This window comes from Cerasibacillus sp. JNUCC 74 (genome assembly GCF_053667775.1).
The window spans coordinates 1,905,330-1,931,625 of the sequence record NZ_CM132207.1 but is presented as its reverse complement, the minus strand read 5'-3'; the positions used below and the strand labels follow the sequence as shown (position 1 = coordinate 1,931,625).

Genomic DNA, 26,296 nt, shown 5'->3' with positions numbered 1-26,296 from the left:
GTTTACTGCAATATTTTATTAGTGGTGTACACATCCGTAACCTTCCCTGTAGTCATTAGTTCATTTAATTTGTTTTTAATCTTCTCTTCTAAATCCGTTAACCCGGATTTAAAATCCTCTTCTTTCATCGTTGCTAATTCTTTAATGAGGATATTTTTTAGCTGGAAATCACGCTGACTAATTTCTTTTTTCGCATCCTTACCATTCGTTACGATTTGAAATTGAATACGCACAAAGCTTCCATCTTCAAGATCCGTTGTTATCTCCGGCGTTTCATACGAATATTCCTTTATTTTTTTAATGGATGGGGTTTCTCCATTAGTATTGTCGTCATTGATATACCAAACGACGACAAATGCAGCAATGCCTATAACAGCTAATACAGCTATTGAAGTTATCATTGTTTTTACTACATTACTCATCTTCTTTAATTGCCTCCTTTTGTACTACTTGGATGCCGATTTGCTGGTAGTAGGCTAAAACGCGCTCAAGCACTTCCGAGTGAGTATTTTTCACGACTAATTTCTTACCATTAATCAATGTTATCGTCGTATCTGGAAAGTCCTGAACTTGTTCAATCAGGATAGCATTTAATGTAAATTTTTCACCGTTTAACCGTGTTAATGAAATCATGATTTAGGTGGGAGTGCGCACTAACGCACTCCCCTCCCTCCTAACTTAGCGTTTTAAGTTTACAAGCTCTTGAAGAATTTCATCCGATGTTGTAATAATTCTTGTGTTTGCCTGGAAACCTCTTTGAGCTGTAATCATTTCTGTGAACTCTTCTGATAAATCAACATTCGACATTTCAAGTGCACCAGCTATAACTTTTGCTGTACCATCTGTTTCAGGAGCACTTATGCCGTTATAACCAGCATTTTCAGACATTAAATAAAGATTACTTCCTGCTTTTTCTAATCCGCCTGGGTTGGAGAAATTCGCCAAAGCAATTTGACCAGCATCCTGATTAGACCCATCCGCCGCAATGTACGTAACCATTCCATCCGATGAAATATCAAAGCTTTTTGCATCTTGCGGAATCGTTATATATCCTCCATTCATACTTTGCAAATAATATCCATTAGCATTTACGATGCGATCATTGTCATCTAAGTAAAAGTTACCGGCACGGGTATAATAAGTTGTTCCATTTCCTTCCAAGATAAACATACCATTTCCTTCTAACTGAAGGTCTAACGGATTACCAGTCGACTGCCGGAAGCCTTGAGTATGAATATTATCAATCGAACCTAGTTGTGAACCTAGACCAACTTGAATCGGGTTCACCCCTCCACGTCCAGCTGTTGGTCCTTGAGCACCGGATGTCGTTTGACTCATCATATCTTGAAAGGTAACTCTTCCCTTTTTAAACCCAGATGTATTGACGTTTGCGATATTATTTCCAACTACATCAAGCTTGGTTTGAAATCCTCTCATTCCAGAAATTCCTGCGTACATTGAACGTAACATGTTCATTTCCCCTTTTCTAAAATATTTAGCTGTATCTGTCATTCCACAGCTTCTGGCCTCCCAAAAAGGGTCCGGCCTTAGTCATTGATTAAAATAGCACCATTAATATTAGTAAAAATTCGATCTTCTGCCTCATTGCGATCCATTGCTGTTACAACTGTGTTGTTTCTGGCACTGACTAATAATGCTGCATCATTTAATAAGACGAGTGAATCATTAATTCCTTTTCGTTTTGCCTCTGATAATTTAGCTTCAATCCTTTGCCATTGTTTTGCATTAATTTCAATCTTTCGTTCTTGTATACGTGCTGCTGCATGCTTGCTGATTTTTAACTGGCGTTGTTCCAGTTGCTCTTGTACTAATATGTCTTTAAAGCTGGAACTATTTATCTCTTTATTACTTTTCTTTACTTCTCTAGTTATAAAAGATGGATGCTGAGGTGCTTGAAGAATTCGATGATCCCATGTATTCATCTAGCTCTTCTTCCCTTCATTTTTCGAATCTTCCGGTTGCTCGTCATCTTTTTTCGACTCTGGATCATTTACTTGTAAAACAGCATCTGCATAAATTTTTTCACCATTTTCCAGTTCTAAAATAGCCCAGCCGTCTTTTTGACTTACAGCTACTACTTTACTGGATACGATCTCTGTTTTTTGGCCTGTTTCTTTGTCATACGCTTGGTAAGTAACTTCTCTTCCTAACATGTGACTATACTTAATAACTGGTGAAATAAGTTGACTTTCAACAAGAGCATCAATGGATTTTGACATATTCATCATTTGTTCTAATGAACTAAACTGAGCCATTTGCGCTATAAACTCACGATCATCCATTGGATTGGTTGGATCTTGATTTTGCAGCTGTACCATTAAAATTTTAAGAAATTCATCCTTCCCTAAATCCGGGCTTGGTGTTCGCTCCTGCTTCTGATTTCGTAAATAGAGCGATGGATCAATTTTGGCCAATATATACACCTCCTTCTACACTTGTTCGTTCAATAGTATCTCTTGGAAGGTAGAAGCAAACTCCCCTTCGGATTTCGCATCCTCACGTTCTGATTCATGCTGATTATCCTGCTCATGGTCTGTAAATTGTTGCGGATTTTCCCCTGAATCCTTTTGCAGTTGTTGTCCCTGTGTTAACTGTGCCTCTTGTCTTTCTATGACTACTTGCTGCGGAGAAAACATATTTCTCAATTTGTGAATATTGGATTCGAGTAAATCTTTAGCAGCTTGAGACTGTACAAGGATACGGACGGTCATTTCGCCATTCAATTCAGTGAATCGTACGAGCAAATTCCCTAAATGCTGGGGACGTAGTGTGATATGAAGCTGATTTATACCATTTGGCATTTTCATAAACCTACCCGATTTCATGATCCGTTGGAATTGCTGAATCAACTCTTGTCCCATTTGCTTCTGTGAGTGTTGTTGTTCCGGATTTAAATAGATAACATGCTGTTGCATTTTGTCTAACGGGACAGATGAACTATTTGCTGCTATCATCATTTCTTTATTGCCCATATGTGCATGTTCTGTTTTAGAAACTGTCTCGATAGCATTTGTAAGCCACTTAGTAACATCCGCACTATTTACTTTGGCTTCCCTACTATAAGGTTGTTTTTGTGCAAAACTTTCCCTTTTTTGAAAGGCTTGAACCAACCTCTGCCAAATCGCGTGCTCCTTTGTGTTATCTTGCAGTAGACGTCCAGCTGTCTCAGGAGAAACGACAGCTTCTGCATTTTTCATAACTGCATTCCACTGTTTAAGTAATTCCATTAGTTTCGTAGCGGCTTTCGTTATGTCTTGTTTATTATGAACTTGAGCAAGAATCGCTTCTACATTTGAAAAAATAGTAGCTAATTGTTGTTGCGCAAGAACCAAATTTACTTCGCCGTCTTCTACTTCTCCTTGTTGTTCAGAAAGCTTTTCTGCTTCTGGAATCTCATCAAGTTCTGATATTTCATTATTTGAATCAAGCAATAACTGTTGAATGAAAGGTTGTTCTAACATTTTCCAGACATTCGTTTGCTCCTCAATACTTAGTGTTGCAGGCTGATTAGGACTTACAAGGTTGCTCACATATTGAGCAACTAACGTCTTCCCATCAAGTACAGGCAACAAATCGGTTGTATCCATTTGCTCTTCTTCCATTTGGAAAAGCTGATTACCTGTCTCGGAAAGCATTTGATGATGAATCATAAGCTCTTGAAATGGTGAATTAGCTAGGTTTTCCTTGGTAGTTGCTTGCTTCGGCGTCTCTTCACCGATTGTTATTGGCAGCTGCTGTAATAACATGGCAATGGCACTCATTCTCTCACCCCCTTTCAAAGTGAAGTCGATACTTAGCTTAGTTTTCGGTATCAATAAATTGTTGTGTTAATTGTGCGGCTGTATCAGGGTCCATAGCTTCTAACACACTGGCACGCGTATCATCTTTTAGTTCTTTCATAATTGCTAAGGCTGTTTCCCTTTTTAAGCTTTGCAGAATTTTTGCAGCTTGCTCTTCATCCATCCTATTAAAAGATTTGGCCATTGACTTTATCGTATTACCTTGAGCGTCCTTTTCCTCTTCGTTCGTCTTATTCCCTTTTTCAGCTTTTTCAGCCGATTTTTGCTTGTTCTTAAGTTTAACGATATCCTGCTCTAGCTTTTCTAACATCGCTTCTTTATCTTGAAGCTCCTTTTTCAACTCGTCAATTTCAGCATTCTTTTTATCAAGCGTTGATTTCATATGTTTTTCTGCAACAGCCGTGTTATCTTCTTCTTCCGTATCAACAAATGAAGATACAACAGGAATATCCTTGCCTTTATCCTTTAACCACCCAGTCACATCCACTCCGGCGACCATTAAAATAATGGTTACAAGTGCAATTGTTATGCTAATTGGAATGACGATCGCAAACAGGAACCAAAGGATGGGATTCATTTTTTTCTTTTCCGTATCTATTTTCTTAGCCATTCACGTCACCTAATTTTTCGATTTAGAAATTGATGTATAGCTACTTCATCCATCATTGCTTTTTCATTTTTCTTGATTGCTTCTATTTTTTCATTCCTTCGATTCTCTATTAACTTTTCAAACTTTTTCATTTCTATATGAGCGTTATTTAACTCAGATTGCTTCGTTTCCATCTCCATTCGGGCTCGTTGTACATCTTCTTGAAGTACCATAATCATTGCATTTAGCTTTTCAATATAACTAAATTGCTCTTTTAATTTTTCCAGAGTCGTTGTCTGATGCATTTTTTCTTCATATGCTACTTCAGCCAGTTCTTTCTTTTTCAAGAGCTCATACAGTTCCATGGCAGTTTGTTCAAAAAAATCAAGTGATTGCTGATAAGCTTTTTGAGCATGTTTCTTTTCTGTTTCTCGAATATGTAAAATCTTAGATAACACCATCGTATCGGACACTATTTACCACCTCCATTAAGTAAAGCTTTCATCGCATCGACCGACTCCTGGAAAGGATGGTAATCGTTAATTCCTTGCTGCAAGAATGATACTATGTCTGGATGAAAAGAAATAGCCCGATCAATTCCTTGATCTGTTCCCCGTTTGTAAGCGCCGATTTGAATCAATTCCCGGTTCTCTTCAAACGTGGCAATCAGAGAACGGATTTCATTAGCTACTTGAATATGATCATGATCAACAACTTGGTTCATCACCCGGCTAATTGATTTTAATACATTTATTGCAGGGTATTGTCCTCTTTCAGCAAGCTTACGGTCCATTACAAAGTGCCCGTCAAGAATACCACGAACCGTATCAGCGATAGGTTCATTCATATCATCTCCATCCACAAGCACCGTGTAAAATGCAGTGATTGTTCCCTTTTCGTTTGTACCAGTGCGTTCAAGCAATTTCGGTAATGTAGCAAAAACAGAAGGGGTGTATCCTTTTGTAGTTGGTGGTTCTCCAGTTGCTAATCCGATTTCCCTCTGTGCCATCGCTACTCGAGTTACCGAATCCATCATTAAATTAACGCGATACCCTTGATCTCGAAAATACTCACTAATTGCCGTCGCTGTAAACGCACCTTTAATCCTCATCAAAGCAGGTTGATCAGATGTGGCTACAACCACAATCGATTTCTTAAGTCCTGCTTCACCTAAATCTTGTTCAATAAATTCCCTTACTTCGCGGCCTCTTTCTCCAACTAGCGCTATTACATTGATATCTGCTCCGCTATTTCTAGCGATCATTCCAAGCAGCGTACTTTTACCAACACCACTGCCAGCAAAAATACCAATCCGCTGTCCCTCACCAACAGTTAATAAGCTATCAATAACTTTAATACCTACCTCTAATGGTTTCGTAATTGGTGGTCGAAGCATAGGATTAGGAGGAGCCTGATCGGTAAGAAAGCTGGTTAATCCTTTTGGTAGTGGCTGTCCTTCTAATGGATTACCCAAGGGATCAACCACATTTCCAATCAGCCCCCTACCAATTTTGACACTTAATGACTTGCCAGTTGACTCCACAAGGCACCCAGGACCAATTTCCATTACTTCTGCATATGGCATAAGTATAATTCTCTCTTGATGAAACCCTACTACTTCTGCAAGAATTGGAACTCCCTGATTGGTAGCCGGATGGATATAACAGACTTCTCCGATATTTGCTGCAGGTCCTTTTGATTCAATCATAATTCCAACGACACGTAATACTTTTCCGTATCGTTTATAGGTATCTGCTTTTGAAATTGCGGTTAAAAAATTATTTGTATTCATTGTTTGCTTTCTCCAGCTATTTCTAATAAAATGTAGCGAATTTCCTCTAGCTGTGTGTCAATACTAGCGTCAACTTGTCCAAATTGGTGCTTAATCATGCAACCATTCTCCTTTAGTTCATCTGAAACATAACAGGAAAGCTTTGTGTTGTTCTCCAGTAACGATGCTAATTCGTCTTTATGTTGAACAACAAAAGCATATTGATTCGGATGCAGATAAATAGCAACCTCTGATTGATCATTCAGCTCCTTAATTGCGGCTTTAATGATTGAAAGAAATACTTTTGGATCATCATTGAGCTTTTGTTGGATGATTTTTTCAGCGGTTTGTACTGCAATTTCTAAAATCGCATCAACATGTTGTTCTATAATTGCATGATAATCACGTTTTGCAGTCTCAATAATTTGGTTGGCTTTCACTAAGTATTCTTTATATTTATCAAGACTTTCTGATTTCCCTTGAGAAAAACCTGCCTCAAATCCTTCTTGCTTTGCTGCTTCGATATATTTCATTTTTTCCGTTTGCCACGCTTCTTTTTCTGCTTGAACTTCCGTTTTTATTTGTTCGAGGAGCTTTTTACGCTTCAGCTGCAAGTCAGCTAGTTCCTGCTGTTGTTTTTTAAGCTCGCCTCCAAGCTGTTCATGCTTCAGTAAAGATTGATTTGAGGAAGCTTGTTCTTCTATTTGTGTCTGTAAAGGCTTGATTGTTCTGATTTTAATTTGTTTTCGTTCATTTGCCGTATACAAATTAGACAATGATATCATCACCTCCACCTCGTGCTATGACGATTTCACCGACATCCTCTAATCTGCGAATAGTAGCAACGATTCTTGTTTGTGCTTCTTCCACATCACGTAAGCGAACAGGACCCATATATTCCATCTCTTCTTTAACGGTCTCAGCCATCCGCTGTGACATATTCTTAAATACAATATCTTTCACTTCGTCACTTGCTACTTTCAATGCTAGACGAAGATCTTCATTTTCCACTTCCCGAATCACTCGCTGAATAGCTCTGTTATCCAATATAACAATATCCTCGAATACGAACATCCGTTTCTTTATTTCCTCAGCTAATTCCGGATCTTGGATTTCAAGAGAATCTAAAATGGTTCGTTCCGTGCTTCTGTCAACTCCATTTAATACTTCTACCACAGCCTGAATACCACCAGTTTGTGTATAATCCTCGGTGAAGGAAGCAGAAATATTTTTTTCGAGTACTTGTTCCACCTGAGAAATAATTTCTGGTGATGTCGAGTCCATCGTAGCAATCCGCTTCGCAACATCTGCCTGCATTTCCTGTGGTAAAGCAGATAAAATCTGCCCGGCCTGTTCTGGATCTAAATAGGAAAGTACGAGAGCAATTGTCTGTGGATGTTCTCCTTGTATAAAATTAAATACTTGCTGTGGATCAGCTCTTCGGGCGAAATCAAATGGTCTAACCTGTAAAGTGGATGTAAGACGGTTAATAATATTAGTAGCCTCTTGTTTACCAAAAGCTTTTTCTAAAACTGTTTTGGCATAGCCGATTCCGCCTTGAGCTATATAATCTTGCGCCTGTACAATTTGATGAAATTGTTCAATTACATCTTCTTTTAGCTGATTATCTACCTTTTTTACTGAAGAGATTTCCAGACTGAGTTTTTCGATCTCCTCTTCCGTTAAGTGTTTATAGACTTGCGCTGATACGTCTGGACCTAAGGAGATTAATAGTATTGCAGCTTTTTGTTTTCCAGTAAGTAATCCTTTTTGTCTTGCCAATGTTATTACCCCCTATTCCTCTCCAATCCAGCTTCTCAATAGTTTCGCAAAATCTTCTGGTTTTTCTTTTGCAATTTTTTCTAATTGCTTTTTGCGTATCGTTACTTCCGATTCCTCTTTTTCCGGAAAATCTGGAACTTCTAACTGGGATTGTGCTGTATAAACTTCCTCATCTTCTTCGTCCTCATCTTCTCTTCGTTTACGCAAGAAGTAAACGATTAATCCGATAATTATCAGTAACAAGATGCCACCTACAACATAAAGCCATGTTGGTATCGATGGTTCTTTGGAAGCAGCTATTGAATCCGTTCCGTTGAATTCCTGAAACACAATCGATACATTTTCTTCTGGATCGACATCTTCAGCATATTCACCATCAATAGAAGTAGTAATAATTGAATTGATAATCGAATTGATTCCATCTTCAACTTCCATCTCTTCTTGTTGTGTTAAATATTCAACGTCTTTTTTATCCGCTGACTTCACTCGATTCACAGCAACTTGAATGCCTAAATCACGAACTTTATATGGACTTTCGACAATGTTTTTTCTAATTTTATTAAATTCATTATTAACGGTCTCTTTTGTCATTTCATATTCGCCGTCACCGTCTTCATCAGTCGCTTGATAGTTAGCAACATCCTCGTCTCCAGTACCGACGGCTCCACCTGCAGCTGCTCCGGCTCCTTCATACGTTTCCTTAATGGTTTCTATGCTGACAGGCAATCCTTCCATATTTTCCAAATCAACTGGTTCAACAAGATCCTCGGTTCGATTTTCTTGTGTAAAATCAATATCGGATGTAACAGACACGATAACATTACCTGAACCTACCATAGCTCCAAGCATTTGCTGTAATCGCTTCTGAATGTCTTTTTCAATATCTTTTTTAACGGATTGCTGATATGTATACGCATCTTTTATATTGTTTCCCGAACCTTTCGCGTCAGTTTGCTCGAAACTTTCGAAATATTGATTCGTTATCGCAATATTTTCTGCCGGTAAATTAGGTACGGCTTTAGAAACTAAGTGATAAAGTGCATTTATTTGCCCGCTTTCAAAGTTATAGCCAGGCTCTGTATTAATGACGATTGAAGCGCTCGCTTCCTGTTTTGCATCCTTAACAAATACCGGCTCTTCCGGCATATTAATCATAACTTTAGCATCTTGAATACCATCTATCCCTTTGATCAAATTAGCTAACTCTGTTTGCATCGCATCCAGCTTCATAACATTAAATTCGTTTTCGGTAACACCCCATGATGCATTTTCGCTAAAGAAGGAGTAATCTATATTTCCGCTCTTAGGTATCCCTTGTGCCGCTAGATCGACCACTAAGCTGTCTGCCTGCTCTTCAGGTACTTTAATTTCTTTACCTCCACCTTCTAATTCATATGGTACTCCTCTAGTGTCCAGTTCCTCTTTAATTTGTCCCACTTCTTGTACAGATAAATTATTATATAATGGAACATACTTCGACCTCGTTGTAAAGAATACGATAGCTATGATTAAAAGAATAATAATAACGACGGAACCAATAAATATTAACCTTTGCGCTTTAGTACGATTGTTCCAGAAAGCCGCAGTAGTGTTTTTCCAATTTATCATTTTCTCTTTCATAAGTTCCCCCACCAACGTGCTGTAATAATTAGTCTATTTTTTGTTATGTTTTACACTTGCATGCTCATAATTTCTTTATAAGCATCTACTACTTTTTTCTGGATTTGTACAGTTGCTTCTAGTGTAATACTGGACTTTTGCGCTGCAATCATCACATTGTGTAAGTCATCAATGTTTCCATTGGCCAGTGCTTCTGTTTTCTTATCTGAGGCTACTTGAGATTCATTAACATTAGCAATAGCTTTTTTTAATGTATCTGCAAAATTTGCTTGAGCTTCGCCAGGTGATCGTACTGACTTTTCCTCAAGTGGTGCCATCTTCGTCAGCTGTTGTGTTTGGTTTCCGATCGATTGGATCATTACAAGTCACTCCTTTTCCTAATAACTAATTTCATTTTCTTCCAATATATTTTATTAACCTTAAAATAGTTGTAAAATGGCAGAATAAATGATTTTTGCGTTATTTACCGATTTCCAATGCTTTCATTAACATGGACTTACTTGCATTTAATGAAGTTATATTCGCTTCGTAGGATCTAGTTGCACTCATTAAATCTACCATTTCCTTTAACGGATCTACATTTGGTAGTTGGACGTACCCATCTTCATTGGCATCAGGATGCTCGGGATTATACATTTGCTTAAATGGGTTTTCATCTTCCACTATTCCAGTTACTTTAACTCCATTAGAAGAATGATTTCCTATTGCTTTATGTAAAAATGATTGAAATGAATTTGCTTGCGGTTGCATGGTTACCATTTTCCTACGATATGGCTCTACTTCACCAGCGTCATTGATAGTGGCTCTTGTTGTTTGTGCATTTGCGATATTAGAGGAAATAACATCCATGCGAAGTCTTTGAGCTGTTAATGCACTTGCGCTGGAATGGAGCGCGTTGAACATTGTCATGTTACCTTCCTCCCCTCAATACAGTTTGTAAACTTCCAAACTTTCCATTTATCCGGTCTACGAGTGCCTGATAATAAATCTGATTTTCTGCTAAATCAGCCATTTCCTTGTCGACATCGACATTATTACCATTATGCTGATAAGAAGTGCTATGTTTCGTCACAGTCCGATACCCATTAATGGTATCATTTGTAAATGCTAGATGCTTGTGATGCGTTCGTTTAGCTTCTAGCGGCTTTGCTAATTCATTTGCTAAAACATTCTTAAATTGTACATCTTTTGCTTTGTAGTTTGGCGTATCCAAATTTGCTATATTTGTAGAAATAGCTCGGTTTTTTGCGGAAGCATAATTCATAGAATTTTCCAATGATTGAATTGTTCCACCAAACAAATTCATATTATCCACCCCTAAAAAAGTACTAACACTATTTTTCTGAACAGTCATAAAGTATCATTTTTATCTACGAATAGTTTAAGTCATATTTCCACTAAAGTCTATCGGTTTCCGACATTTTTCTTCAAAAAAACAAAAGATAGTCATTTTTTACTAGTCTTTTTTTACTACAACCATGCCTGGAATTACTATTTTAATACATTTTTATTTTGTAACATCCTATTTTGTTATATTTAGTTGTCGAATTTTAGAAAAATACAGATTTTTATATTTATTTATAGTTCTTATGCCATGCAAAAAAAGTCCTTATTTACTCAACTACTACGTTTTATTTTATAATTTGCCTTTTATTTTAAGATGATAAGTGAGCTATTTTTTTACTTTCGACTGCTTCCTAACATAGAAATTGGTTGTGCATTCATTGATTTTACTGTTTATAGAGGAGATGGAATAGTTTTTGAAATAAGACTAGTGAACAACAATCACCTTTTTCTTCAAGAATAATAAGATATGTGAGAAATCACCTAATTTCATAAAAGGTAAAAGGACTTTAGAATCATAGAAAGATTGATTTAGATAATAGGTATTAAAGCCCTGTATATACTGAAAAAAACAATGCTTTACAAAACTAAAACTACTATTAGAATGCTTACCTTTATTACTGATAAGTGCGTGTTCGAGTAGAAGATAAATAGCTTTTGATCGGCTAAGTTGCAATGTATTGCATGGAGGTTTTTTCTTACTCTAGAAAAAGAAGATCGCTTTTCTGCGCACGATGCCTATCATCATGCTCCGATTGTTAGAACTTTGCTGAAGCTTGGGCACGCATTTAAGTAAAAATTAGGTTTTCCTATCCAGTAATCCCGTTAAAGCGGCAAATTATTCAGTTTAATATTGCTAAACCACTATGTAAAAAATTTCCTCTTACAATTGATCCAACAGGCATTTATTTCGTCATGAAGGAGAAACGATTATCATCATTTTTAGCAAGAAATAGATACAAAGCTAATTGCCATATCTTCTGGAAATGTCCGGTATGTTTGAATCCTAAATTTCTTCCCATTTCGATATTCACAGCTGTTGGAAATAATTGTCTAATACCACCCCACTTGTTGCTGTAGAAGAAAATGCATAGATTGGATCTTTTTCAAATACAATAATTTTTCCATCGTTCAATACTTGAACCCATTACACCACCCTTAACCATGATGATATCTGCACTTTTACTCACCGGATCATCCCTTGAATGAGTCATTCAAATTCCATTTTATATGTCATATCAAAAAAATCTGCAGTTAGAATAAACAAATTTAATGTTAAATTATTTAAAAATATAACGTGATAAAATAAAGCAATAGGAGTTATAAATTTAAGGAGGGAAGCAGTTGGAAGATTTCGTGCAAGATGCACAAAATGATATGAAAGCGATTACGGAAGTGCTGCCACTTTCAATTCGTTTAACTGATGTGGCAAATTATTGCCTATTCTAATTATAGACGTGTAGGGGCTTCTCATCGTCCGTCAAAAGACGGAATGTTAAAAAATGATTTTGTCATCTATGAAGAGAAAGATATTCTCAATGAGAAAAACGTTCTCCCTGAAGTAGCTGTTCCCTAATCAAACAAAAGTTGTATTAGGGATTATCAATACCCCTAAAAAATAATGCCATATGTAAAATTAGTCAAGAAGGATATTGAATTAATGTGGAAAGAAGCAGTTATTAAACAAGTGGATGAATTAGAAAAACATCCTTGAATCATTTATAAACTATTGCTATTAAGTAATTTGCTGATCCAATACGAGTTAAACAGTATTGTCAACATCTTTATATGAATGAGCGAACAAAATATTATTGCATACTGCCTGTCATTGTCCTATTGCAGCAACCAAAATAATTCTTTGGCCTTTTAATGACGTTCTAATGACGGTCGCGTGACATGTTTATAAAATCATCCAATGATCAATGTGCTTATTTAAATGGTGAAAAGTTATTTATTCCAAAGGCCATTTTAAATTTAGAAGATGAATATCAGGCTATGGAATGCTTTAGGCATAAGTCAGCTGCCTTTCTAAAAGTATGCTATCGATAACCACTCATCATTAGCGGTATCATTTGTGATTCTCTTTTACAGGTAAACACATCTTATCATAAAGCCGAACATTTACTGGGTTTTGTCAAAAAGCATAAATTACAATCGGAAATTTTTGATTTATATTCATACTTTACTAGCAATTTTTCCAGGATTGATACAACATTTCTCAGCTATATAAAAAAACGTTTGGCAAAATGAATCATATGAGGAATCAAGGCGTAATTTATTATTTATTATTTATTATGATTGCAATATGAATATAGCACATGCAGCCAAACAGCTATTTATCCATCGGAATACGCTTATTTACCGGCTCCATAAGAAGAAATATTAGCGTGATTAAACACACGGAACTTCCAGCATTGTTTTATTACTATATACTGCCTTTAAAAAATTCTCTGTATATAAAGAAGGAAATTCCCTTTCCGGAAAAATTAGGCATTTAGGTATTATTATCCTCCCACTTCAACTTTTTTCGTTCTCTCTATAACTCTTGAAATGGGAGTCTCATGTCACCACACTAAGCTTTAACTTTTAGGATCTCTTTATCAATTATAAAACCAGAGCAACATGCTCTGGCTTTACAATCTTATCTTGAACGTAATTTTTCTAATTCTACAAGGAAGTTGTGATTTAGTACTTTGATGTATGTTCCTTTCATTCCTAATGAACGAGACTCAATAACACCAGCACTTTCTAGCTTTCTTAACGCATTAACAATGACTGATCTTGTAATTCCAACTCGATCAGCAATTTTACTTGCTACAAGTAATCCTTCACTACCATCAAGTTCTTCAAAAATATGGTCAATTGCTTCTAATTCACTATATGATAAAGAGCTAATTGCCATTTGTACAACAGCTTTACTTCTTGCTTCCATTTCAATCTCTTGAGATTTTTCATGAAGAATTTCCATTCCTACTACTGTTGCACCATATTCAGCCAATAATAAATCATCTTCGTTAAATTCTCCATTTAGACGACCAAGGATTAATGTTCCTAATCTTTCTCCTCCACCAATAATTGGTACAATCGTTGTTAAAGCGTTTTGGAATAAGTCACGATTTTCTACTGGAAAAACAGTATGTGGGCTATCAATACCTAAATTAGCTGTTGTTTCATGAATATTGTATAAACCTTCTGTATATTCTTGAGGAAATTGACGTTCCTCTAGCATCGTTTTCATTCTTTCATTTTCAATTTCTTGATTGATAGCAAAGCCCAAAAGCTTTCCACGTCTGCTTAAAATATATACATTCCCTTTTATTACATCACGTAAAGATGCAGACATATCATTAAAGTCAACTGATTTTCCTCCGAATTTTTGTAGCATTGCGTTAATTTTTCTTGCACGATTTAATAGTTCCATAATGATCCTCCATTCGATCTTTAGTTTATAGTATATATTGGCTTAAATCTCTATTTTTAGCGATAGCCCTGAGTTTTTCGTCAACGTAAGCTGGAGTAATTTCAATGGTATCCATATTAATTTCTGGTGCTTCAAAGGAAAGATCCTCCAGCAATTTTTCTAAAATAGTATGGAGTCTTCTAGCTCCTATATTATCCATTTCTTGATTTACTTCATAAGCTATTTCAGCTAGTCTATCTACAGCTTCGTCTGTAAAAACTATATTTATACCTTCTGTTTGCAATAAAGCTGTATATTGCTTTAATAGAGCGTTAGATGGCTCTTTGAGAATACGTTTGAAATCCTCTGTAGAGAGCTTTTCCAATTCAACACGAATCGGGAATCTTCCTTGGAGTTCAGGAATCAGATCAGAAGGTTTCGACATATGAAAAGCACCGGCTGCAATAAATAATATATGATCTGTTTTTACTGGACCATGCTTTGTAACAACAGTAGAACCTTCAATGATCGGTAAAATGTCACGTTGAACCCCTTCTCTTGATACATTAGCAGATTGTTCTTGCTTGCCTGCTACTTTATCAATTTCATCAATAAATACAATACCAGCCTGTTCTGCTCGTTGAATAGCCTCCTGAACGGCTTCTTCCATATCAACAAGCTTAGCAGCTTCCTGTTGAGTTAATACTTTTCTTGCTTCCGATACTGGTAATTTGCGTTTCTTTTTTCTTTTTGGCATAAACTGACTTAATGCATCCTGCATGTTCATGCCCATCTGCTCCATACCGGAGCCTTGTAACATATCGAACATAGATGGAGCCTGTTCTTCTATTTCCACAGATACAAGATGATCCTCTAATTCTCCTAACGCTAATTGATGCTCTACCCGCTTTCGCTTATTACGAATTTCTTCATTTTTTGCAGAAGACTTATCATCATCCGTGTTATTCGTTGACTGTGAAGAAAATAACATTTCAAACGGGTTTTTCGTCTGGTTTTCTGTTTTTGCCTGTGGAACTAAAAGTTTAACTAATTGCTTATTTGCTTCCTTTTCTGCTTTATCTAAAACTTTTTTCATTTTTTCTTCTTTGACCATACGTACAGACATTTCTACTAAGTCACGAATCATGGATTCGACATCTCGGCCAACATAACCTACCTCAGTAAATTTAGTCGCCTCTACTTTTACAAATGGTGCTCCTACCATCTTAGCTAATCTTCTAGCTATTTCTGTTTTCCCTACACCAGTCGGACCGATCATCAATATATTCTTGGGAACAATTTCATCTTTTAGGCTATCTTCAAGCTGCATTCTCCTGTATCTGTTTCTCAGTGCTACAGCTACCGAGCGTTTAGCACTTTTTTGCCCAATAATGTATTTATCCAATTGTTCCACAATTTGTTTCGGTGTGTAGTCAATTCCCATACTTCCAAAAGGCCTCCTTTAATCAAGCACCTCGAGTGTAATGTGATTGTTCGTATACACACATATTTCTCCGGCAATATTTAAGGCAGCTTGTGCGATCTCTTTAGCTGTTAACTCCGTTGAATATCTAACCAATGCTCGGCCTGCGCTGAGTGCATAATTTCCTCCGGAGCCGATTGCTAAAATTCCATCATCAGGTTCAATCACTTCACCAGTACCAGAAACTAAAAACATATTCTCTCTATTCATGACTATCAACATAGCTTCCAGTTTTCTTAAAACTTTATCACTGCGCCACTCTTTTGCAAGTTCTACAGCGGCTCTCGCAAGATTACCGTTATATGTCTCCAATTTCCCTTCAAACTTCTCAAAAAGTGTAAATGCATCTGCAACAGATCCAGCAAATCCTGCTAACACTTGCCCCTTAAATAATTTTCGGACTTTTTTCGCTTTATGCTTCATGACAACCGCATTTCCCATTGTTACTTGACCATCACCACTCATGGCACATTGGCCATTGTGCTTAATGGCAAATATTGTTGTGGCATGAAAATCATTCGTCACGCCTCTCACCTCTTCAATTAAAATTAATCATTTGCTCTTGGATGACTTTTCATATAGACGCGCCGCAAATGATCTTTCGTCACATGAGTATATATTTGTGTTGTTGACAAATTTTCGTGACCTAATAACTCTTGAACACTGCGTAAATCAGCACCTTCATTTAAGAGATGTGTAGCAAATGTATGGCGTAATTTATGCGGATGTACATTCACAGTTAAAGCCGCTTTTTTTACTACTCTGTTTAATACATCTCTGATTCCTCTGTCTGTCAATGGAGACCCGCGATGATTCAGGAATAATGCATTAGTTTGCTGTTTTGCTTTAGCTAACAACAACTGTCTACCATCCTGTATGTATGTTTCCAAAGCAATTTCTGCAAATTTACCATACGGGATGTAGCGCTCTTTTCTGCCTTTTCCTATTACAAACACGGTACCAATCGTGAAATCGATGTTATCAAGAACTAATTGCTGACATTCACTAACACGCATTCCCGTTGCATAAAGCAATTCCAATATTGCTTGATCCCGTTGACCTAATGGATCTGTTAAATCGTTGACTTCAAATAGTTTTTCCAGCTCTTCAGCATACAAAAATCCCGGTATATGGCTTTCTGTTTTTGGTAACCGAATCAATGTAAATGGATTGTCTATTACTATCTCTTCTCGTTCCAAAAATTTAAAAAAGGTTCTTAGTGCAGAGATTTTCCTAGAAACAGATCTTCTGCTGAGCTTTCGATTGTACAACGCATTAAGAAATATACGTACCACTCGCTCATCTACTTCACGAAGATCATTCACAGCTTCCGAAGCCAAGAAGTCAAAAAACAATTCCAGATCATTCAGATAATATTTAACAGTATATGGTGAAGCATTTTTTTCTATTTGTAAGTACTCCTTAAAGGATTGCCAATAGTTCCTGAAATTATTCAAATTTTCACCCCATTAAGCAGCGACTACAGCATAACATAGAACATATTGTTTCGCAATAAATTTAACTAAATTGTAACAAAATTCAGAATCAGCTTCACTTTCTATGTTTTTTGCTTGCTTTCTTCTATCTGCTTATGCTTGTGAAAAATCAAACGTATAGACGCAGAGGTTCATTGATTATCGCTCCTGGAAGTCAAGTTATAAAAACTAAAAGCACTCTATGCTATTTTTAACTAAGTAAGTTCACTGTACAAGACATAACAAGTGTCAAGTAAATACCCTTACCAATGCGTAATTATATATGTTTCTAACTAATTAGTCAACAAATTGTATTTAATAATTGAAAACTAATTGAATTGTTGCTTAATATAGCTTTTTATCTATATAAATACTTTCGTTAAAACAAATACTTTTTGTACTTTATTCTTTTTTCCGCAGATATAATGTAAAAGGTATATTCTACAATTATCTAAAATAGTTCCATTATTCATTGTTAGAAATTTGTGTTTTAAGCATAAATTTAAATCAAAAAGCAAAACACTTTTAGGTCTATTGTATGAACATAGAATTGTTTTTTGAATGTAGCAAGATAATTACGTATACCCATTTTTAAGGTTTTCAAACTTTATATGTGTTTCGATCAGTTGCTTCGCTTCCCCCATAAATATAAAGGAATACTTCATTCAATAACCTCTCTGCCCTGAATTAAAGTGGAATAAAAGCTAAAAAACACAAGCTTCCTTAAAAAAACGGCGGTGTGCCGCTGACAAAGTTTTTCCTTCTTGAAAAATCGCGAAGTATCGCTAACGTAGCTTTCCTTGTCCTGTCGCGCCAAATAATCCCACTTTAACCCTTTGTATCAACTAAAGGCTCTTGAAGCGGAGTCTTACGGCACCTTACATGCGGGATAAAGCCTAAAGCCTTATACTTACCTATAGTACAAGAAAAGCTATCCACCACGGGGAAACAGATATAAATTCCTATACAATCATGATCACCCCTCCAACGGGTGGCTTGCACAACGGCTATAAGCCTAAATTACTGGCCAGCGTCTAAAGTCATAATAAAAACTGCTCGATGGAACGAGCAGTTATGTTTGTGGTTGTTCTTTATACTCACAATTTGTACATTGGATTTGTGATCCTTTTTTTGCTTTTTTCTCTACTAATAAGGAGTTACACTTTGGACACGAACGGGCTATAGGTTTATCCCAAGATAGAAAATCACAATCCGGGAATTGGTCACATCCATAAAAGATTCGTCGCTTCTTTGATTTTCGTTCAACGACTTCTCCCTTTTTACATTTTGGACAAGTTACACCTATTGTCTTCAATATCGGTTTCGTATTTCTACATTCAGGAAAGTTGGAACATGCAAGAAACTTACCATATCTGCCCATTTTATATACCATTTCATGTCCGCATTTCTCACATTCAATTCCTGCTGGTTCATCTTTAATTTCTACTTTTTCCATTTCTTGCTCAGCTTTTTTCAAGCGTTTTTCAAATTCTTGATAGAATTGATCAATGATTTTTACCCATTCTGTTCTTCCATCTTCAATGGCATCTAAATCATTTTCCATTTGGGCCGTAAAGTCAACATCAATAATTTTTGGAAAAAACTCCTCGACTAACTCGATAACAATCGTTCCTAATTCAGTTGGAATAAACCGTTTATTATCTATGCTCACATAGCCCCGACGCTGAATCGTATCCAATGTAGGAGCATATGTTGAAGGTCTTCCAATTCCCAGCTCTTCCATCGTCTTTACTAATCTCGCCTCGGTATATCTTGGTGGTGGCTGAGTGAAATGCTGATTTGGTTTAATGTCGTTTGCCTTTACTTTCATTCCTTCTGTCAAAGTAGGCAAATATTTATCTTCTTCTTTTTTATTATCATCTGTTCCTTCAACATAGACTTTCATAAATCCTTTAAACTTAATCTTGGAACCAGTAGCTCTAAACTCTACATCATTGTTTAATAGATGTACGGTCATTGTATCCATAATGGCAGCGGCCATCTGGCTAGCTAAAAATCGCTCCCAAATTAATTTGTATAATCGAAATTGATCCCTTGACAACACCGATTTTAGTGTTTTGGGTTCTCTTACGACAGATGTTGGACGAATTGCTTCATGCGCATCTTGCGCCGTTTCTTTTTGTTTTTGCTTTCGATTCACCCCAACATATTCTTTTCCATACTGCTTTGTAATATAATCTTTGGCTTCATTTTTAGCTGTTTCTGAAATTCTTGTGGAATCAGTTCGCATATAGGTGATTAAACCTGTAATTCCACCGGCTTTTTTCCCAAGGTCAATTCCTTCATATAATTGTTGAGCTACCATCATCGTCTTTTTAGCTTTAAAATTTAACTTCCTAGCAGCTTCCTGTTGGAGGGAAGAAGTAGTGAACGGTTGGGCGGGATTTCGTCTGCGTTCTTTTTCAGTCACTTTATCAACAATGAAATGATCACCGTCGAGTTTTTGCAGCACTTCCTTTACATCTGCCTCTGTTTTTAAGGCTGTCTTTTTACCATTTAATCCGTAAAAAGAACCTTGAAACGAGTCTTTATCCTTTTGAAATTGCCCTTCTATTGTCCAATATTCTTCCGGCTTAAAATTTTCTATTTCTTTTTCACGATCAATAATTAATTTAACAGCAACCGACTGCACTCGTCCTGCACTTAATCCCTTTTTTACTTTTTTCCATAATAATGGACTAATATTATAACCTACAAGACGATCTAAAATTCTTCTAGCTTGCTGTGCATCGACTAGGTTCATATCAATACTTCTTGGATGCTTGAATGACTCTTTAATTGCATCCTTTGTTATCTCATTAAATACGACCCGACAGTCGGATTCATTATCAATATTTAATATATGGGCTAAATGCCAGGCGATTGCCTCTCCCTCACGATCAGGGTCAGCTGCAAGATAGATTTTTTTAGCTTTTTTAGCTGCTGCTTTTAGCTCTTTTACTACATCGCCTTTACCACGAATTGTAATATACTTTGGGTTATATCCGTTTTCTGTATCAACCCCCATTTGACTTTTTGGTAAATCCCGCACGTGACCCATGGAAGCTTTTACTTTATATTTTTTGCCTAAGTAACGTTCAATCGTCTTTGCTTTCGCAGGTGATTCGACGATTACTAGATAATCTGACATATCATTTCCTCCCAAAAATGAGGTTATCCTTAGAAAACCCTACTACATAATCATCAAACACTGTCATACTAATGATTTTCACATCCATTTTATTTCTCTATCTCATTTTCACTCTGCTCCATCTAATCATCCTATGAACCTCTTATAATAATTTGCAAATCTTCACTAATAGTAAATATATCCGATGCATTTGTCAAACATGTAATGAATAATTTCTTTATAAATCGAGCGTTTTAGTTATCATTTTTAGTGCTTTTATTACGCTTTGCAATTACAAATCAAACTTTTTCACTATTTTTTTTGCTTATAAAATTTCCTGTTTTTCCTTTTACGAAAGCCGTATGGTTGTTTAAGCTATTCCACTCATCTAATATATCATTAGCGCTCATCACTAATTTAGCTCCATCCTGAATCAGAAGGTGACACCCTTTTGTCTGTTCGCTAAACAGAGAACCAGGAACAGCAAACACTTCCCTTCCCTGGTCTAATGCATGATCTACTGTGATCATTGTTCCGCTTTTTTGGGTTGCTTCGATTACTAACGTTCCAAAACTTAAGCCGCTTATAATTCGATTTCTTTCGGGAAAATGGTACCGGGTCGGTTGGATAGATGGTGAGTATTCAGACAAAACAAGCCCTTGCTCTATTATTTTTTGGAAAAGCTTTATGTTCTCTCGTGGATAAATATGATAAAATCCGCTGCCTAACACTGCTATCGTTTTTCCTTGATAATCCAATGTTGTTTCATGTGCGATCCGATCAACTCCCTTAGCCATTCCACTTACAATTAACCAGTTTTGACAAACTAAAGGTTTAATCATTCGTGCTACCTTACGCATAGCTTCCCGTGATGGATTTCTTGTACCAATTACACTTAAAGTCGGAAATTGCTTTAGTAAGTTTATATCCCCTAATGCATATAAAACAAGGGGAGGGTCCTGAATAGCTTTTAACATAGGGGAAAAACATTTGTCAAGGATTGTAACAACATGAAAATCATTGAATTCTAATTCTAACTGACGCAATAATGCAGCATCATGAAGATCTTGATAAAGGATAGTTGCATTCTTTAGAGGGAGTTGGTAATAGTGGTTAATTTCTTGTGGAGTCATTTGATACAACTGTTGAAGGGAACTGTCTTTTTGCAATACCTTTCTAATCCAATGTCTCGTTATTCCTCTACAACGGCTTACATGTATAAGACTAAAACGTGAATCGGTCAATATTTCACTTCCTTTTTTATACTATAGGAAAGTATAAAATTTTTATGGTTTATCGTATAAGAAAAACTACAGCTTTCGCCATAAAGACTTGGCGATAAGCCAAGTTTTTCTAATGAATAGTGAGTACTGTGTTCAAACAAGGGGGAAATAGGTCTAAGGTCGTCTAAGATCGCAATGTCCTTTAAAGACTGTGATGTATTAACTGCCGTTTTTTTTTATTGTCTCGTTATAGCACCGACACTAGCACATCCTGTGCGTTGAAGTTGAAAAAGAAGCCTATCGAGTAGTGGGAGAATGTATATAACCCCAAAATCAATGTGTCGTTTTTACTGGACTTTTTGAACATCTACTTATAGAGAAAAGGGCCTAAAAAAGTATTTTAGGCCCTCTTGAAAACAATGTTTAATGTGTTTTACATTTTTCTTTCAAGCCATTTTCCTCGAGTACTTTAATCATTGTTTCGCCCATTACCGCTGGAGTTTCTGCTACTTTAATACCACACTCATTCATAACACGAATTTTTTCTTCCGCAGTACCTTTTCCACCGGAAATAATGGCTCCTGCATGACCCATTCGTTTTCCTGGAGGTGCAGTTGCACCGCCAATGAATCCTACTACAGGTTTTTTCATATTTGCTTTTACCCACTCAGCTGCTTCTTCTTCCGCAGTTCCGCCGATTTCTCCTATCATCATGACGGCATACGTTTCTGGGTCATTATTAAAAGCTTCTAATACATCAATAAAATTAGTTCCATTTACAGGATCTCCACCGATACCAACCGCTGTCGTTTGACCATAACCGGCCTCCGATAATTGATGTACAGCTTCGTAGGTAAGAGTACCAGAACGAGATACAACACCAATATGACCTTTTTTATGAATATAACCAGGCATAATACCAATTTTACTTTCGTCTGCTGTAATAACTCCAGGGCAATTCGGTCCAATTAAACGTGTCTTCTTCCCTTCCATATAGCGCTTTACTTTTACCATATCCAAAACAGGAATATGCTCCGTAATACAAATTACTAAATCCAACTCCGCGTCCACTGCTTCCATAATCGCATCTGCAGCAAATGGTGCTGGGACATAAATAACAGAGGCCGTTGCATCGGTTGCTTCAACCGCTTCCTGTACCGTATTAAACACAGGAACCCCTTCAACTTCTGTACCACCTTTTTTAGGTGTTACACCACCAACAATTTTCGTACCGTATTCAAGCATTTGTTTCGTATGGAATCTTGCTGTTCCACCAGTAATACCTTGGACAATTACTTTTGTATCTTTATTTACATATACGCCCATTTTCGTCCGTCCTTTCCACAAGATCTGAACATATTTAACATTTTTTGCGACTTATTCAACCATTGAGACAATCTTTTTAGCGCCATCAGCCATAGAACTTGCTGACATAATATTTAGTCCGGAGGAGTTTAAAATCTCTTTTCCTTTAACAACGTTCGTTCCCTCAAGACGAACTACTAACGGAATCTCTAATCCTACCTGTTTCGTAGCTTCGACAACACCTTCTGCAATAACATCACATTTCATAATTCCACCGAAGATATTGACAAAGATCCCTTTTACATTACTATCAGACAAGATTATTTTAAAAGCTTCTGTTACCTTTTCAGCTGTGGCACCGCCTCCAACATCAAGGAAGTTTGCAGGTTCTCCGCCATAATGTTTAATAATGTCCATCGTTGACATAGCAAGACCGGCTCCATTAACCATACAACCAATATTACCATCTAAAGAAATATAGCTTAGATCATACTTAGAAGCCTCAATTTCTTTTTCATCTTCTTCGTCTAGGTCTCGTAAATCCATAATATCGGATTGGCGAAATAAAGCGTTGTCATCAAAATTTAATTTTGCATCGAGCGCCAACACTTCGCCATCTCCTGTAGTTACTAATGGGTTGATTTCAGCAATGGAACAATCTTTTTCTACAAAAGCTGTATAAAGCCCCATCATAAATTTAACCGCTTTCCCTAACAACTCATGTGGAATATTAATATTAAAAGCAAGTCTCCTTGCTTGGTAAGGAGCTAAGCCGATAACTGGGTCGATTACTTCTTTAAAAATTTTTTCTGGTGTAGCAGCTGCTACTTCTTCAATTTCTGTGCCACCTTCTTCAGATGCCATCATAACTACACGCGATGTTGCTCGATCAAGTACAACACCAATATAATATTCTTTTTTAATATCGCAGCCTTCTTCGATTAATAATCGCTTAACTACTTGCCCTTTTGGTCCTGTTTGATGTGTTACTAATGTTTTTCCTAGAATTTCATCTGCGTATGTACGCACTTCTTCTACATTTTTTGCAACTTTAACGCCACCAGCTTTGCCGCGACCGCCAGCATGGATTTGCGCTTTTACTACTGTGACATCGCTTCCTAATTTCTTTGCAGCTTCCACAGCTTCATCGACTGTATATGCAACGTATCCATTAGGAACGTTAACGCCGTATTGTCGCAAAATTTCTTTCCCTTGATGCTCATGAATGTTCATTCTACATCCTCCCATCTTAATTCACTGCATATCCATTGTATAAAAAAACAGTTCAATTAACAAGAATAGTATATCAGAAATTGTCGAATCGACAAGCTAATGAATCAACTCGTTAAGCCGTTGAAATACGGTATGAAAAATAGTTTATCTATTATAAATGACCAGGACTTGAGTATGTAGACATATGCTTATTCAGAGAGACCTAAGAACTAGGTTACTTTAATTGCTGATCAGCACGATACACAAAAGCAAAAACTTCGGCAACTGCTTCATAAAGTTCTTCTGGAATCGTCTCATTAATATTTAACTGTGCTAATAATTCAACTAATGAAGCATCTTCAAGAATCGGAATATCGTTCTCCTTTGCTCTTTCAACGATATCTTTTGCTAACCATCCTTTACCTATCGCAGTAACGACGGGAACCGCATGACGCGTTTCATCATACCGTAACGCTGCTGCTTTACGTCTATTTTGTTTCATACCCGATAGTCAACTCCTTGGTATCCAAATGGATTTGCATCATGCAATTGTTTTCGCTCTTCATTGAGGGGCTTAAAAGTAACGGTTGATAAATAATAATTCATTTCCTCCAAGCCTTTTTTTAATAAAGGCTGTAACTTCGAAGATAATGATCGCAATTTCGGATGGTCATTAAACACAGTAATTGTAACATTACGATTTTGTACATGCATATCGACGATCGTTTGTTTCATATTTGTAAGTTCCAAACAGAATAATATTCGGCAATGGTCGGGGTCCAATTTTCCTGATTCGGTTTTTTTTCCTTCAAATTTTAATTCGATGTCATTAGCTAACCCTAGTTTACTTGCAGGCAGTTGTAGATATGCTGCTAAGAAACCATTATTCAATTCTTGAACAGAAAACAATTGCATTCCGTTAAAATTATGTAGTACACGTTGAATTTGCTCTTGTAATACTCCCTCTGTCTGTTGGAGGGCTAGAATAAGTTGACCCTTTATTGTTGTGTTTTGTAACTTTTCATTCATTATTTGATGCTCATAAGAAATACCAGAATATTGCAAATGTTGTTTTACTAGAGCTAACCATTGCTGTTTTGGATTTACGAGTAAATGACTCTTTGATACGTTTATCAGCTGCTTTAGATGCTGATACGTATGCGGTTTTTGTAATAAACGCAGACTCTTTAATAATTGACCGTAATTATTGCTTAATGGCAAATCCTCGGTGAACAAACTAGGAAAAGTCTGAGAGATTTCTCGCTTTAATTGAGCAAGTTCTGCATCATTGAATAAATACTGATTTGCTGCTGCTAATAACAGCTTACTTTCCCATTTTCTTAAAGTAAGATCAGCTCGTTTACTATATTCCTGTTGGTTATATATTAGTTCGTTCCATCGTTTTAATGTTTGTGGAGAAGTCATATCCTCTCCCCCTAATGCTTGGAGAAGTGGAAATAAGTTTTTGCTGGCTCTGGCAAGCTGCTTATATGCCAATTGCTGGCTATTAGCTTGCTCTTCTGTTGACGGCTGTAGCAATTGTCTTAGTTGTACGTTTAATTCCGAATGAATGGAACGCTGCTGAAGAGAATTCAGCAGTTGCTCTAACTGTGGTGCTAATGGCACCGTTCCTTTTATATATAATGCCTGAAAGACTGCTTCAGTTATTGGAAACTGCTGTCGAATCATTTCTTTTACTATTGGTAACGCCTGTTGCTTGTTTTTATACTGGGATAATAACTGAAAGGCATTTTGCAACTGCTTCCTATCAAATGGTATGTCTTCTTTGATTAACTGTTTTGTCAAATCTACATGGTTCGTGTTTACTCTTAAACCAAGTTGCTGCAACAACTGACTTACCATGATATCCGGTTTCTGATTGGTTTGTCCGCCAATCACCTTTAACTCTATAATTTCACCTAGTTGTTGAATTTGAAAGTGATAATGATTACCAACGGTTAATGGAGCCTGTAGTTGAGCAACTAGCCGTTCTCCCCCTAATTGTATTTCTGCTTTGTGTTGCGGAAAAATTTTAAGCACCTTACCTTGAATAATTTGTCCTATCTTTAATTGACTCAGTGAGGCGCTTTTATTTAGTTGCAGAATTTCTTTTAAATTATGGATACGCAAAAAATCTCCCC

The 26,296-nt window shown here is 36.6% G+C and carries 26 protein-coding genes; 1 reads left to right on the top strand and 25 read right to left on the bottom strand.

Annotated features, from left to right (window positions below; translation table 11 throughout):
• Positions 1-2: 2 nt before the first annotated feature.
• The 15 genes from fliL to flgB form a co-directional block, all read right to left on the bottom strand.
• Complete coding sequence (fliL, locus tag JNUCC74_RS08470) at positions 3-422, bottom strand: flagellar basal body-associated protein FliL (RefSeq protein ID WP_077320424.1); 420 nt, start codon at positions 420-422, stop codon at positions 3-5.
• Entirely contained in the window at positions 415-633 is a 219-nt protein-coding gene (locus JNUCC74_RS08465; protein ID WP_077320423.1) for a flagellar FlbD family protein, read from the bottom strand. The genes fliL and JNUCC74_RS08465 overlap by 8 nt, the downstream gene beginning before the upstream one ends.
• Positions 634-678: 45 nt before the next feature.
• A complete protein-coding gene (flgG, locus tag JNUCC74_RS08460) occupies positions 679-1,470 on the bottom strand; it encodes a flagellar basal body rod protein FlgG (protein WP_454067658.1) in 792 nt (263 codons plus the stop codon).
• A gap of 77 nt (positions 1,471-1,547) precedes the next feature.
• Complete coding sequence (locus JNUCC74_RS08455) at positions 1,548-1,943, bottom strand: TIGR02530 family flagellar biosynthesis protein (protein ID WP_454067657.1); 396 nt, start codon at positions 1,941-1,943, stop codon at positions 1,548-1,550.
• Positions 1,944-2,435: a flagellar hook assembly protein FlgD gene (flgD, locus tag JNUCC74_RS08450; RefSeq protein WP_454067656.1), complete on the bottom strand. Its 492-nt coding sequence runs from the start codon at positions 2,433-2,435 to the stop codon at positions 1,944-1,946.
• A gap of 15 nt (positions 2,436-2,450) precedes the next feature.
• Complete coding sequence (locus tag JNUCC74_RS08445; protein ID WP_454067655.1) at positions 2,451-3,782, bottom strand: flagellar hook-length control protein FliK; 1,332 nt, start codon at positions 3,780-3,782, stop codon at positions 2,451-2,453.
• A 37-nt stretch (positions 3,783-3,819) separates the two neighbouring features.
• On the bottom strand, positions 3,820-4,431 hold the full coding sequence (locus JNUCC74_RS08440) for a MotE family protein (RefSeq protein WP_454067654.1): 612 nt from the start codon (positions 4,429-4,431) through the stop codon (positions 3,820-3,822).
• 5 nt (positions 4,432-4,436) lie between these two features.
• Positions 4,437-4,883, bottom strand: coding sequence for a flagellar export protein FliJ (fliJ, locus tag JNUCC74_RS08435; RefSeq protein ID WP_077320417.1), 447 nt, complete (start codon positions 4,881-4,883; stop codon positions 4,437-4,439).
• The gene (fliI, locus tag JNUCC74_RS08430; protein WP_077320416.1) at positions 4,883-6,202 is read right to left on the bottom strand and encodes a flagellar protein export ATPase FliI; all 1,320 of its coding nucleotides are present in this window, start codon (positions 6,200-6,202) and stop codon (positions 4,883-4,885) included. The genes fliJ and fliI overlap by 1 nt, the downstream gene beginning before the upstream one ends.
• Positions 6,199-6,957 (bottom strand): flagellar assembly protein FliH, encoded by a 759-nt coding sequence (gene fliH, locus JNUCC74_RS08425; RefSeq protein ID WP_454067653.1) that lies wholly within the window; start codon positions 6,955-6,957, stop codon positions 6,199-6,201. Before fliH ends, fliI begins: the two co-directional genes overlap by 4 nt.
• Positions 6,950-7,963 carry a flagellar motor switch protein FliG gene (gene fliG / locus JNUCC74_RS08420; protein ID WP_077320414.1) on the bottom strand — a complete coding sequence of 338 codons (1,014 nt, stop codon included), beginning with the start codon at positions 7,961-7,963 and terminating at the stop codon, positions 6,950-6,952. The genes fliH and fliG overlap by 8 nt, the downstream gene beginning before the upstream one ends.
• Positions 7,964-7,975: 12 nt before the next feature.
• Positions 7,976-9,583: a flagellar basal-body MS-ring/collar protein FliF gene (gene fliF / locus JNUCC74_RS08415; RefSeq protein ID WP_454067652.1), complete on the bottom strand. Its 1,608-nt coding sequence runs from the start codon at positions 9,581-9,583 to the stop codon at positions 7,976-7,978.
• 50 nt (positions 9,584-9,633) lie between these two features.
• Positions 9,634-9,942 carry a flagellar hook-basal body complex protein FliE gene (fliE, locus tag JNUCC74_RS08410; protein ID WP_454067651.1) on the bottom strand — a complete coding sequence of 103 codons (309 nt, stop codon included), beginning with the start codon at positions 9,940-9,942 and terminating at the stop codon, positions 9,634-9,636.
• 100 nt (positions 9,943-10,042) lie between these two features.
• The gene (gene flgC, locus JNUCC74_RS08405) at positions 10,043-10,492 is read right to left on the bottom strand and encodes a flagellar basal body rod protein FlgC (protein WP_077320411.1); all 450 of its coding nucleotides are present in this window, start codon (positions 10,490-10,492) and stop codon (positions 10,043-10,045) included.
• Between the two features lies 1 nt (position 10,493).
• The gene (gene flgB / locus JNUCC74_RS08400; RefSeq protein ID WP_454067650.1) at positions 10,494-10,889 is read right to left on the bottom strand and encodes a flagellar basal body rod protein FlgB; all 396 of its coding nucleotides are present in this window, start codon (positions 10,887-10,889) and stop codon (positions 10,494-10,496) included.
• Positions 10,890-13,211: 2,322 nt separating this feature from the next.
• Here flgB and JNUCC74_RS08395 point away from each other — a divergent pair.
• Positions 13,212-13,313: a helix-turn-helix domain-containing protein gene (locus JNUCC74_RS08395; RefSeq protein ID WP_454067866.1), complete on the top strand. Its 102-nt coding sequence runs from the start codon at positions 13,212-13,214 to the stop codon at positions 13,311-13,313.
• Positions 13,314-13,568: 255 nt separating this feature from the next.
• On the opposite strand, the gene codY is transcribed toward JNUCC74_RS08395, so the two are convergent.
• The 10 genes from codY to JNUCC74_RS08345 form a co-directional block, all read right to left on the bottom strand.
• Positions 13,569-14,348: a GTP-sensing pleiotropic transcriptional regulator CodY gene (codY, locus tag JNUCC74_RS08390; protein WP_077320408.1), complete on the bottom strand. Its 780-nt coding sequence runs from the start codon at positions 14,346-14,348 to the stop codon at positions 13,569-13,571.
• A 25-nt stretch (positions 14,349-14,373) separates the two neighbouring features.
• A complete protein-coding gene (hslU, locus tag JNUCC74_RS08385; protein WP_454067649.1) occupies positions 14,374-15,771 on the bottom strand; it encodes an ATP-dependent protease ATPase subunit HslU in 1,398 nt (465 codons plus the stop codon).
• 18 nt (positions 15,772-15,789) lie between these two features.
• Positions 15,790-16,335, bottom strand: a complete 546-nt coding sequence (hslV, locus tag JNUCC74_RS08380) for an ATP-dependent protease subunit HslV (protein WP_454067648.1) — start codon at positions 16,333-16,335, stop codon at positions 15,790-15,792.
• 23 nt (positions 16,336-16,358) lie between these two features.
• Positions 16,359-17,267, bottom strand: a complete 909-nt coding sequence (gene xerC / locus JNUCC74_RS08375; protein WP_454067647.1) for a tyrosine recombinase XerC — start codon at positions 17,265-17,267, stop codon at positions 16,359-16,361.
• A gap of 1,090 nt (positions 17,268-18,357) precedes the next feature.
• Positions 18,358-20,436, bottom strand: coding sequence for a type I DNA topoisomerase (gene topA, locus JNUCC74_RS08370; RefSeq protein ID WP_454067646.1), 2,079 nt, complete (start codon positions 20,434-20,436; stop codon positions 18,358-18,360).
• A gap of 278 nt (positions 20,437-20,714) precedes the next feature.
• Complete coding sequence (dprA, locus tag JNUCC74_RS08365; protein WP_454067645.1) at positions 20,715-21,584, bottom strand: DNA-processing protein DprA; 870 nt, start codon at positions 21,582-21,584, stop codon at positions 20,715-20,717.
• A gap of 477 nt (positions 21,585-22,061) precedes the next feature.
• Positions 22,062-22,964, bottom strand: coding sequence for a succinate--CoA ligase subunit alpha (gene sucD, locus JNUCC74_RS08360; RefSeq protein ID WP_454067644.1), 903 nt, complete (start codon positions 22,962-22,964; stop codon positions 22,062-22,064).
• Positions 22,965-23,015: 51 nt separating this feature from the next.
• Entirely contained in the window at positions 23,016-24,176 is a 1,161-nt protein-coding gene (gene sucC, locus JNUCC74_RS08355; RefSeq protein ID WP_454067643.1) for an ADP-forming succinate--CoA ligase subunit beta, read from the bottom strand.
• Between the two features lie 214 nt (positions 24,177-24,390).
• Entirely contained in the window at positions 24,391-24,657 is a 267-nt protein-coding gene (locus JNUCC74_RS08350; RefSeq protein ID WP_454067642.1) for an EscU/YscU/HrcU family type III secretion system export apparatus switch protein, read from the bottom strand.
• The gene (locus JNUCC74_RS08345) at positions 24,654-26,285 is read right to left on the bottom strand and encodes a hypothetical protein (RefSeq protein WP_077320399.1); all 1,632 of its coding nucleotides are present in this window, start codon (positions 26,283-26,285) and stop codon (positions 24,654-24,656) included. The genes JNUCC74_RS08350 and JNUCC74_RS08345 overlap by 4 nt, the downstream gene beginning before the upstream one ends.
• Between the last annotated feature and the right edge of the window lie 11 nt (positions 26,286-26,296).

Bases quoted from the DNA above. Each gene is read 5' to 3' on its own strand.
- JNUCC74_RS08445 (WP_454067655.1), bottom strand. From the start codon at position 3,782: ATGAGTGCCATTGCCATGTTATTACAGCAGCTGCCAATAACAATCGGT.
- topA (WP_454067646.1), bottom strand. From the start codon at position 20,436: ATGTCAGATTATCTAGTAATCGTCGAATCACCTGCGAAAGCAAAGACG.
- hslU (WP_454067649.1), bottom strand. From the start codon at position 15,771: ATGGGAATTGACTACACACCGAAACAAATTGTGGAACAATTGGATAAA.
- flgC (WP_077320411.1), bottom strand. From the start codon at position 10,492: ATGACAATGTTCAACGCGCTCCATTCCAGCGCAAGTGCATTAACAGCT.
- JNUCC74_RS08455 (WP_454067657.1), bottom strand. From the start codon at position 1,943: ATGAATACATGGGATCATCGAATTCTTCAAGCACCTCAGCATCCATCT.
- flgG (WP_454067658.1), bottom strand. From the start codon at position 1,470: ATGTTACGTTCAATGTACGCAGGAATTTCTGGAATGAGAGGATTTCAA.
- fliL (WP_077320424.1), bottom strand. From the start codon at position 422: ATGAGTAATGTAGTAAAAACAATGATAACTTCAATAGCTGTATTAGCT.
- sucC (WP_454067643.1), bottom strand. From the start codon at position 24,176: ATGAACATTCATGAGCATCAAGGGAAAGAAATTTTGCGACAATACGGC.
- sucD (WP_454067644.1), bottom strand. From the start codon at position 22,964: ATGGGCGTATATGTAAATAAAGATACAAAAGTAATTGTCCAAGGTATT.
- codY (WP_077320408.1), bottom strand. From the start codon at position 14,348: ATGGAACTATTAAATCGTGCAAGAAAAATTAACGCAATGCTACAAAAA.
- fliI (WP_077320416.1), bottom strand. From the start codon at position 6,202: ATGAATACAAATAATTTTTTAACCGCAATTTCAAAAGCAGATACCTAT.
- JNUCC74_RS08350 (WP_454067642.1), bottom strand. From the start codon at position 24,657: ATGAAACAAAATAGACGTAAAGCAGCAGCGTTACGGTATGATGAAACG.
- JNUCC74_RS08440 (WP_454067654.1), bottom strand. From the start codon at position 4,431: ATGGCTAAGAAAATAGATACGGAAAAGAAAAAAATGAATCCCATCCTT.
- flgB (WP_454067650.1), bottom strand. From the start codon at position 10,889: ATGAATTTGTTTGGTGGAACAATTCAATCATTGGAAAATTCTATGAAT.
- JNUCC74_RS08465 (WP_077320423.1), bottom strand. From the start codon at position 633: ATGATTTCATTAACACGGTTAAACGGTGAAAAATTTACATTAAATGCT.
- fliF (WP_454067652.1), bottom strand. From the start codon at position 9,583: ATGAAAGAGAAAATGATAAATTGGAAAAACACTACTGCGGCTTTCTGG.
- fliE (WP_454067651.1), bottom strand. From the start codon at position 9,942: ATGATCCAATCGATCGGAAACCAAACACAACAGCTGACGAAGATGGCA.